Annotated in this window: 9 protein-coding genes; 3 read left to right on the top strand and 6 right to left on the bottom strand. The window is 63.2% G+C overall.

The features are described from left to right. Together VEK15_03740 and VEK15_03735 are read left to right on the top strand one after the other, a co-directional pair. The coding region (locus VEK15_03740) for a hypothetical protein (protein HXV59781.1) at window positions 1-318 on the top strand (318 nt) is incomplete at its 5' end. Window positions 319-388: 70 nt separating this feature from the next. Next, window positions 389-1,432, top strand: a complete 1,044-nt coding sequence (locus VEK15_03735) for a molybdopterin-dependent oxidoreductase (GenBank protein ID HXV59780.1) — start codon at window positions 389-391, stop codon at window positions 1,430-1,432. Between the two features lie 15 nt (window positions 1,433-1,447). Here VEK15_03735 and VEK15_03730 read toward each other — a convergent pair whose 3' ends face one another. From VEK15_03730 to VEK15_03720, 3 genes are all read right to left on the bottom strand, one after another. Then, entirely contained in the window at window positions 1,448-3,277 is a 1,830-nt protein-coding gene (locus VEK15_03730) for a BamA/TamA family outer membrane protein (protein ID HXV59779.1), read from the bottom strand. A 191-nt stretch (window positions 3,278-3,468) separates the two neighbouring features. Next, on the bottom strand, window positions 3,469-4,716 hold the full coding sequence (locus tag VEK15_03725) for an FAD-dependent oxidoreductase (GenBank protein HXV59778.1): 1,248 nt from the start codon (window positions 4,714-4,716) through the stop codon (window positions 3,469-3,471). Next, complete coding sequence (locus VEK15_03720; GenBank protein ID HXV59777.1) at window positions 4,713-6,203, bottom strand: rhomboid family intramembrane serine protease; 1,491 nt, start codon at window positions 6,201-6,203, stop codon at window positions 4,713-4,715. Before VEK15_03720 ends, VEK15_03725 begins: the two co-directional genes overlap by 4 nt. A gap of 75 nt (window positions 6,204-6,278) precedes the next feature. Here VEK15_03720 and VEK15_03715 point away from each other — a divergent pair, with 75 nt between their 5' ends. After that, on the top strand, window positions 6,279-7,220 hold the full coding sequence (locus VEK15_03715) for a DUF4097 family beta strand repeat-containing protein (protein HXV59776.1): 942 nt from the start codon (window positions 6,279-6,281) through the stop codon (window positions 7,218-7,220). A gap of 180 nt (window positions 7,221-7,400) precedes the next feature. Here VEK15_03715 and VEK15_03710 read toward each other — a convergent pair whose 3' ends face one another. The 3 genes from VEK15_03710 to VEK15_03700 all read right to left on the bottom strand — a co-directional run. After that, window positions 7,401-8,078 (bottom strand): hypothetical protein, encoded by a 678-nt coding sequence (locus VEK15_03710; protein ID HXV59775.1) that lies wholly within the window; start codon window positions 8,076-8,078, stop codon window positions 7,401-7,403. A 416-nt stretch (window positions 8,079-8,494) separates the two neighbouring features. Beyond that, window positions 8,495-8,875 carry a hypothetical protein gene (locus VEK15_03705; GenBank protein HXV59774.1) on the bottom strand — a complete coding sequence of 127 codons (381 nt, stop codon included), beginning with the start codon at window positions 8,873-8,875 and terminating at the stop codon, window positions 8,495-8,497. A gap of 40 nt (window positions 8,876-8,915) precedes the next feature. Beyond that, on the bottom strand, window positions 8,916-9,231 hold a 316-nt coding region (locus VEK15_03700; protein ID HXV59773.1), incomplete at its 5' end, for a sigma-70 family RNA polymerase sigma factor.

Genomic DNA, 9,231 nt, shown 5'->3' with positions numbered 1-9,231 from the left:
TCGGGCGTCGTTCGCGCACAAACCGGTCAGCCCATCACGCGTACCTTCATCGTCCGAGGGTTGAACCAGGGTACTCAAACCATCAAGGCCGAGACGGTCGGATCGCAGCGCCTCTCGAGCGTCGGCACCGCGGACATCACCGTGGCGAAAGATTTCGTGCTTGGAGCGGGAAGGCTGGAAGTGGCTGGGAGCCTTTTCAATATCTTCAATGCAAACACTATCAGCGACATCAACCTGGCCAGCGGCTCGTCTTACGGGCAAGTGTTGAACTTCCTGTCGCCGAGAATCTTCCGAATCGGGGTGAAGTACCGCTTCTAGCTTGCAGCAAAAAATCTAGTTTTGGGGCTCTTCGGAGCCCCTTTTTTTTGTCTGTGTCATAATATTGCCCGTGCAAGAGACGATTCCGTGGGCGGAAGTCCGGAACGACCCGGAGCCGCGCGCGGGAGTCCGTTTCACCGACTTGACCCTGCTCGATGGCGGGGTGGTTCCCAACGATCGGTTCTTCGTTCTCCAGCAGAGGGACATACCCCAGGTCGACGCGACGGGCTTCGAGCTGAGTTTCTCGGGTGAGATTGGAAGAGAAGCTGCCCTCACCCTCGATGAGATTCGCTCACTCGACAAAGTGGAGACCACCGTCTGCTTCGAGTGCGCGGGAAACGGACCCGCGGGAATGCACGGTCTCGTAGGAAATGCGCGCTGGGCGGGGACGCGTCTCGGTCCGCTTTTGGAGGGCCTCGGGATTGCACCATCGGCCCGCGAGGTCGTGTTTTACGGGGCGGACAACGCCGAGGAGCGGCTCCGCGGCCAGACCTACGCCACGCGGTTCGCGAGAAGCCTTCCCATCCGCATGGCCCTGGACGAGAACGTCCTGCTCGCCTACGAGATGAATGGTGACCCTCTTCCGCGCGAGCATGGTTTTCCCCTGCGTCTCATCGTTCCCGGCTGGTACGGCGTTGCCCAGGTGAAATGGCTCGAACGCATCGAGATCGTGCCCTACCGATTCATGGGCTGGTTCATGGCAAAGGATTATGTGACGCTGCGAGGCGTCGAGGTGAACGGCCGAATCGAGCATCGCGCGACCTCGGTGGGACGCCACCAGATCAAGTCGGTGATCACGCGGGTCACGAGAGATTCCTCCGGCACTCACACCATCCACGGACTTGCCTGGAGCGACGGGTCGCCCATCGAGACGATCGAGATCGCCGTCGACGACGGACCCTTTCGTGCGGCCCGAATCGAGCCCGGAGTTTCGCCCTACGCCTGGTCGGCGTTCCATCTCGAGTGGAGCGACGCTGCGCGCGGATCCCACCGCCTCGTTTCCCGCGCTCGTGGTAGAAGCGGCATCCAGCCGACCGAGGACGAGGATCTGCGCTACAAGGCCACTCCGTGGGAGAACAACGGCCAGGTCGTCCGCGCGATCGAGCTTCCCTAATTTAAAAACGCGGGATCAGAATCGCACCGCGAGTGTGACGAAGAACCGGCCGCGCGGCTCGTCGGCCAGCCGATCCAGGTTGAAGCCATAACCCACTCGGACCGGAACCTGCGCGAGCGGCACCACGACACGCGCTTCCCCTCCGGCGTCGAATCGCGCTTTGGGGAGAGCCTCGCCCTCGAAGTCGGTCGCGTACACGTTGCCCAGGTCGAAAAAACCAACGAGCGTCAGCCGCGGCAGGACCTCGTACCGATGCTCCACGGTCGCGAAGAACAGCCGGTCGCCCCCGACGACGACAGCGCCATCGCGTGGCCCGACGCCTCTGATCGAAAAACCTCTCAAGTCGTTCTCGCTTCCGAGAAACAAACGCTCGAACCGGGGAACGCCTTCCGCCTCGCTCGTTCCGTAAGGCCAGAGCGCTTCCGCCCGTCCAATGAATGCGATGGAGTGCCGCGGGGCGACGGGTACGACGACGTGGCTCCCAACGCGGAATCGAGTGAGCTCGACGTTTCCGGTCACCCATTCGAGCCCCGTCTCCAGCCACCGGGTTCGGTGCGCCAGGCCGGCGCTCCATCGAAGCGTGCGAAAACGGCGCCCGAGAAACGGCGTGAGGAACGGAACGTCGTCGTCTAGCTCCGAGCCGAGCGTGAACGCGCTGAATCGAGCGCTCGCGAGGAACTGCCATCGCGCTCGATAAGGTCCGTAGGCGCGAATCGCCAGCTCGGTCGTGTCCTCTGAGGTTTCGTCGGGGTAGGTGAGCTCGGCCCTCCGGAAATCGGCGTCGAGGAAAAGCCGCTTTCCCAGGAGCGTCGGATCGTGGTAGCCGAAGGCGAGGTTCTGGAGACGGTTGCCGAGGTCCAGATCGATTCGGAACGTCTCCGCGCGGCCGAAAAGGCTGCGGGCAACGAACTGTCCCGCTCCCGTTGCCCCCTGGGTTCCGTCGAGTCCTCCTCCGACGAGGTACTCGAAAGGCGGTATCTCCTCGATCCGGTAATGAACCCTCGCTAGGCCGGGGGTCGTCGTCAAATCCAACTCGGGCACGACGGCGCGAAAGTTGCCGAGGCCCATGAGCGAGAGAATGTCGGATTCGATCAGTGTCCCATTGAAGCGATCGGTCTCCGCGAGATCACAAAACAGTCGCAGATCACGGTCACGGTGACGGGCGTGACCGTGAAAGGTGATTCTGTCCACGAGATAGAAGGATCCTTCCTCCACAGTGACTCTGATGTCGACGACGTTCGTGTGAGGACGCAGGTTTTCCTCGATCGACACCCGAGCGGTGGGATAGCCCCGGCTCGCGTAGTAGCGTCCGATTCGCTCGACGGCCTCGTCGACAGCGCCGCCATCGAATCGAGTGCCGGACTCGGGAAGGGTGGCCCGAATCTCCTCTCGAGAGAGGAGCGAGCCGGGGTCGGTCTCGATTTCGCCGAGTCGATGGATCTCACCTTCGACGATGGACACCGTGCGCCCCCGGGAAACGATCTGTGTCCGGGCATAGCCGCGACGACGATAGAGGGCGCGAAGCGTCGAGACCACGTCTTCGCCGGGTGCATCGTGCACGGCATCGGCGAGGTTGTCGTCGCTCACGTGCTCGTTGCCGCGGAACGAGAGCTCCCGAGGAGGGCGCCGGGTGACCTCGAGGACGAGGTCGACATGGAGCTCCGAAACGGGCTCGAGCCGCGCCGAAGCCTCGTAGTCGGCACCAGCGATCTCGGAGGCAACGAGCGCGATCTCTCTCGCGTCTTGCTCGCCGATCGGCTGATTCGAGCGCAATGGCGGAAGCCTGGCTGCGACCGTGTCGAGACCGGTCACGCGGACTTCCCGAAGGAGAGGCTTCTCTTTCACGGCGATGATGAGCCGCGAGTCCTCGGTGTCGAAGCGGATATCCTCGAACAGGCCAGTTTCCCAAAGCCTTCGGAATGCCCGGGGAAGGTCATCGAACGATCCGGCATGATGCAGGATCGTGGTCTCGGGTACGAGGACGTTACCGCGAACGAGGACGTCTCGGGGCGTGCTCTGGATGGCGATCCAGAGGCTCAGAACCGATCGAGTCGAAAAGGCTCGAGGGAAAGCGATGGTCTGTCTCCGCGAGCGAGCTCGGCCACGAGCTTACCCGTCATGGGAGACTGAGTAAAGCCGAGCATGGCGTGACCGGTCGCTATGATGAGACCCTGGGGCTCTCGCAGTCGGTCGATGATGGGAAGGCCGTCGGGCGTGACGGGCCGGAGGCCGCACCAGGGTTCCTCGTTCTTCATCGGTGGTTTGTCTCGAAGGACCTCGAGCCCGGCTCGCACGACCGCGCGGTAGCGAGCTCGGTCGATCCCGAGATCGTAGCCTGCGAGCTCGAGCGTTCCACCGAAACGCAGGCGTCCGTCGAGAGGCGTTACGATGACTCGGCGCTCCTTGACGAGGAGCGGTATTTGCGGCCCACCCTCGAACGCGTCGATCGTGGCGCTGTAGCCTTTCGCCGGCTGGAGCGGGATGTCGATTCCGATCGATCGGGCGATGTCGCGGGACCAGCAGCCCGCGGCGAGCACGACGACATCGGCCGCGATCTCTTCCGGCGGACCGCCGAGCGAGATTCCGTGGACACGTCGATTCGAAACGAGGATCCGATCGATCGGTCGGCCGGTGAGGACGCGGCCCCCGCTTCGTTGCACGGAGCCCGCCAGAGCTCGAACGTAGCCGTAGCAGTGACCATGGGCTTCGCTCTCGATGTAAAGCCCGCCGCAAATCGCCGGCGCGAGCGCCGGCTCGAGCTCGAGGGCCTCGTCGGCGGTGACGAGCCGAGCGGGAAACCCGTTCTGGGTCAACAGGTCGAGCTCGGAGCGGCCACGCTTCACGCTGTTCGGAGTCAGATAAACCTCGAGAAGGCCACGCTTCTCGAAGAAGAAATCCGCTTCCTTGGCCGACGTGATCTCGTCGTACAGAGCGAGGCTTCCGCGACTCAAACCGGCCAATGCGGCGGAGCCGCGGTGGACCGCCTCGCGGTTGCAGTACCGACGAAATTTCCAGCCCCATGACGCGAGGCTCGGATCGAAGCGGGGTCGGATGTAGAAGGGGCTGTCGTTTCGAACCATCCAACGAAGGGCCTGCCCGATGACCCCCGGGCCGGGAATTGGATCCGAATGGCTGGGGACGATGAGGCAGGCGTTTCCGTAGGAGCAGCCGTGGCCGACCTCTCCTCGGTCCACGAGAGTGACGTCGAAACCCGAGCGCACGAGGAAGTAGGCGGAGGCGACGCCGATGGCGCCTGCCCCGACGACCACTGCCTTTCCGGTCACGACCAGATCATCGGGCTTCCGTCCGATGGAGGCTCGAGATCTGGGGCCAGCTCCAGCGCTCTCGTCCGCGCTTCGTCCGCCGCCTCCATCGCACCGGTCCGGCGGAGAGCAAGGCTCAAGTTGTAGTGGTAGATGGCCTGTTGCGGGTCGAGCTGGATCGCTTTGCGGTATGCCTCCGCCGCCTCGGCAGGCTCGTTGCGATACAGGCGCACCGTGCCGAGGCTATCCCAAATGTGAGCCGCGCGCGGCGCGAGATCGAGTGCGGCTTCGATGGCCTCGAGGGAGCCCTCGCCGTCTCCGGATTCGGCGAGAACCAGCGCCAGCCGATTGTGGTGCTCGGAGTTCTCTGGATCGAGCTCGATTGCCTTCCGGAGAGACTCCACCCCTCGCTCGGAGTCGCCACTGAGGTACTGTGCGGTGCCGAGCTCACTCAAGAGTGCGGGCCGCCCGGGCGCGCGCTCGAGCGCCTTTTCCAGGGTCGCTGCGGCTTCGCGATATCGGTCGTCTCTCATATAGGCGATACCGAGCACGACATGCAGCTCCACCGAGTCCGGCTCCAGCTGAGCGGCCTTCTCGAGAACCGTGGCAGCCGCGCCGAATCGCCCGGCCTCGAGGTGCAGGTAGCCCAGCTGGGTGAGAGCGGATACGAGCCCGGGATCCATTTCGATCGCTTGCTCGAGCTTTTGCGCTGCTGCCTCACTCTTTCCCTGGAGCTCGAGCTCGAGGGCCTCGGCGGCGAGCATGGAGGGATTGCTCTGGGCCAAAGCGCGCGAGAGCTCCGCGAGACCGGCCAGAACGGCGAGGACCATTGGAACCGCGAGGTACCGAAGGGCCGAACGGGGTCGCACCGGGAGAGGACGGTGTAGCGCGGCTCCGGTGATCAAGCCGACGAGAAGTCCACCGAGGTGTCCGGCGTTGTCGATGCGCGGCCACATGAAGCCGAACAGAAGGTTGAAGACGACGACGGCAATCAGCACCCACCTGAGATTCCGAACGATTCTTGGAGGAACGTGGATGTGTCCGAGGTAGACGAACGCCACCAGAGCCCCCAGCACGCCGAACAGGGCGCCGGAGGCACCGGCGCTCGTGATGTGGGGGTGCCACAGCAACGTTCCCACGCTTCCCCCGATCCCGCTCATGAGGTAGATGACGAGAAACGTCATGCTTCCAAACATCCGCTCGGCCAGGTTCCCCAGGCTCCACAGGGCCCACATATTGAGAACGAGATGGAAGAAGCCGATATGTACGAAGGTCGAGGACAGGATGCGCCACCATTCGCCCGCGAACGTTCTCGGGCCGAAATTGGCGCCAAAGCGCCACAAGCTCTCCAGATCGGGGTCGAGAGGCGACACGCCGAACAGGACCATGACCGCGAAGAAGGCGACGTTCAAGCCCACCAGCACCGGGGTAACGAAGAAATGCGGCGTCGCCGTGTCGAGTAGCTCGCGGAACGCTCGCGGAGCGCCATCGCCTTGGTGGTCTTCCATCACCGTTATTGTATCCCGAGCTTTTGCTGCAACCTTTGCCCCGGCATTTCCGTCTGGTTGACAAGAGGTGAGGCGATGAATCTCCTTTTGCTCGTTTTCCTCCCCCTGGCCGCCGTGGAGGGCTCGTTCGACCGGACGCTTCGTGTCGATGGTCCCGTCAGCCTGGAGGTCATCACGGGCTCGGGCAGCATCGACGTCACCACGGGCGCGAGCGGAACCGTCGAGATCCATGGTGAGATCCGCGTCGGATCCGGACTATTTGGCGGCTTAGGAGGCAGCGACCGGGTTCGGAAAATCGAGGAGAACCCTCCCATCGAACAGACAGGAAACGTGATCCGGGTGGGCTCGCGCTGGGATGAGGAACTGTTTCACAACGTCAGTATCAGCTATCGCATCGTCGTGCCGCCCGAAACGAGCCTCGTTTCCAAGTCGGGCTCGGGAAGCCAGACCGTGGGGGACATCCACGGGCCGGTGGAGGCCAAAACGGGCTCGGGGAGCGTCACGATTGGGTCCATAGGGGACTTCGTGACGGCGGCGGCTGGGTCGGGAAGCATTCGAGTCGATTCCGCGAAGGGCAGACTCGAGGCCAAGACGGGGAGCGGCTCGATCACGGCCCTTGGCGTGGAGGGGCCGGTCACGGCCCGCACGGGAAGCGGCCGTATCGAGATCGAGCAGACCGGCGAGGGCGATGTCGACGTCAAGGCCGGCTCGGGAAGCATCCGGGTTTCTGGGGTGCGCGGTGGGCTCGAGGTGAACTCCGGCAGCGGGACCGTTCGGATCGCAGGTGAGCTCACGGGGGACTGGCGCATCCACGCTTCCTCGGGAAGCATTACGGTAGAGCTTCCCGAGGACGCCGCGTTCGACCTCGACGCCCACACGAGTTCCGGAAGCATCGAGCTCGACCATCCCGTCACCGTCAGCGGGCGGCTCTCGAGGAAGGAGATCCGTGGCGCGGTTCGTGGCGGAGGACATCGATTGATGATCGATTCGAGCTCGGGAAGCATCTCGATTCGCTGAGATATCACCGGCGGCATTCGGGCCGCTTCGAGGGCAGGAGTTAGAGCACGCCGTGCGAGTCCTTCGGCCGCTGGCGCGCGCGAGAAGTCCGCGCCGATAGGGAAGTCGAGGAGGCAAGCGACTGCACGGATCATCCGATCTCTGGCCGTTGATCCAGCGTTAGCTGGTCTCCACCGAGCGTCATTCGAGTGGCGTGACGGAGAGCGTCAGGGATGTTCGGCGGCCTCGGTACAACTCGGCGATATCGACCACAAGAACACCATCGTCCACGGTGATCGCGCTCCCATCGCCGAGTGAACGCACATCCGGCAGACTCGCGATGGGTTGACCGCCCAATTCGGGCGGCAATCGATGGACCGACCGACCAGAGGGATGTGGAAGCTCGATTCGGATGACTTCTCCGGGCTGCACGGTCAACTTCTTCTCTCCTCCGGCACCGGACGGTAGCTTGAGGCCCTTTTGCCCCTCAATGAGGCTCAGCTCGTCCGCTCTCACCACCAGGTCAATATCGCCGTCCGGGCGCTTCCTCCCCTCCACGGAACCGGAAACCTCCGTTACGACGTGCAACGTACTTGCAGCACCCGGTCCCAATGGTTGCCGCAGCGGCTCGAATCGAAAACGAACGGGTTCTCCATGCTTCCCAAGCGCTGAGAAATGTGAGGTGCTCGCACCACCTTCGACATCTTCGTGCACGAGCCAGCCTTCATACCGCAGAAAATCGTGACGAAACTCCAGGCCGCTCCTGTCGAAGGGAGGACGCACGCGTAGCTCGATAACGAGGTTCTGCGCGGCACATCGGTCATTTTCCATCGGGTTGGCTTCAGCTAAGAAATCGACATAGTAGGGCTCGCCACCCACGAGCCGGACCCGGCGTCGCGTATCTTTTTCCTTTACCACTGCGCCGCCGCCTCCCTCACTCCGATATCGGCGCGAGCCCACGGCAACGTCGAATGAGTTGCCCTCAACCCGGAGGAGCTCTACATCCAATGCCCAAATGTGATGGGCGTGGGCGTCGTTCAACAGCGTCCGAACGTCCGTCTCATCTGTGAGGCCGCCAAGTCCCAGAGCGCACAAGCTCCTCCGGTCGCCGGACGTACCCGCAGTGATTTGAAAACGTACTACGCGGTTCACCTCCAACGAACCCGTAGTCGAAGCCCGTCCGCCGGACGGCGTCGTGAACGCCCGAAGGAACACGGTCGCTCGTTCCGCCTGGGCGCTCTGCGTAGAGCCGAGCGATCCGAGAACCAACGAAAGCGTGACAACAGTGCCCCTCATCACGGCTCCTCTCTGTTCCACGACGGCTCCTCTCTTGCGTGCGCGTACCAATCGGTCCCCGGCTCAAAGCGGAGAGTCCGATTCGCCGGCGGCGGCCCTTCCACCCGGCTACGGGTGAGACTCACCCCCAAGCCGATCCCTATTCCGAGCAGAAGAGACAAACTCGCCAGAGCGATGCGCGGAAACTTCCGAGTGGCCGAACGTCTCCTAACCGATGAAAGTCCCTCCTCGAGGATCTCGTAGAAATCAGCACTCGGCTGGATGTCGAGCTCCTTGTGGATGTGCTCGCGGAGCGCCAAGAAGTCGAGCAAAGTCTCTCGACCCCCGGGGGCGACGAGCGCCTTTCCGAGCAGGCCCGCATCGACGTCCTCCCCATCCACAAAAAGGGAAATCAGCTCCGATGAACGCTCAGCGTTATTTTCAAATTGTGTTGACATGATTCCGATTCCAATTTCCGTAGTGTTCGCTGCGCAAATGCGACCGTAGCGTTTGGCGGGCACGATGCAGTAACGAGCGCACCGCACCAATGGTGGTCTCGCGAATGGCGGCAATTTCGGCGTAACTAAGGCCGGCCACCTCCCGGAGCAGAAAGGTGTCCCGCTGCGGTTCCGGCAATCGGGTCAGTGCCTCCCGAACGCTCAATTTGAGGACTTCCCGAGATTCGCTACGTGGCTCGAGCCCCTCGCCCTGACTGATGCACACGGCCTGGTCGCGTATCTGTTGACGTCTGAAGTCC

Source organism: Vicinamibacteria bacterium (assembly GCA_035620555.1).
Lineage (GTDB): Bacteria > Acidobacteriota > Vicinamibacteria > Marinacidobacterales > SMYC01 > DASPGQ01.
The sequence above is the reverse complement of the archived record's forward strand: the minus strand, read 5'-3'. Positions and strand labels throughout refer to the sequence as shown.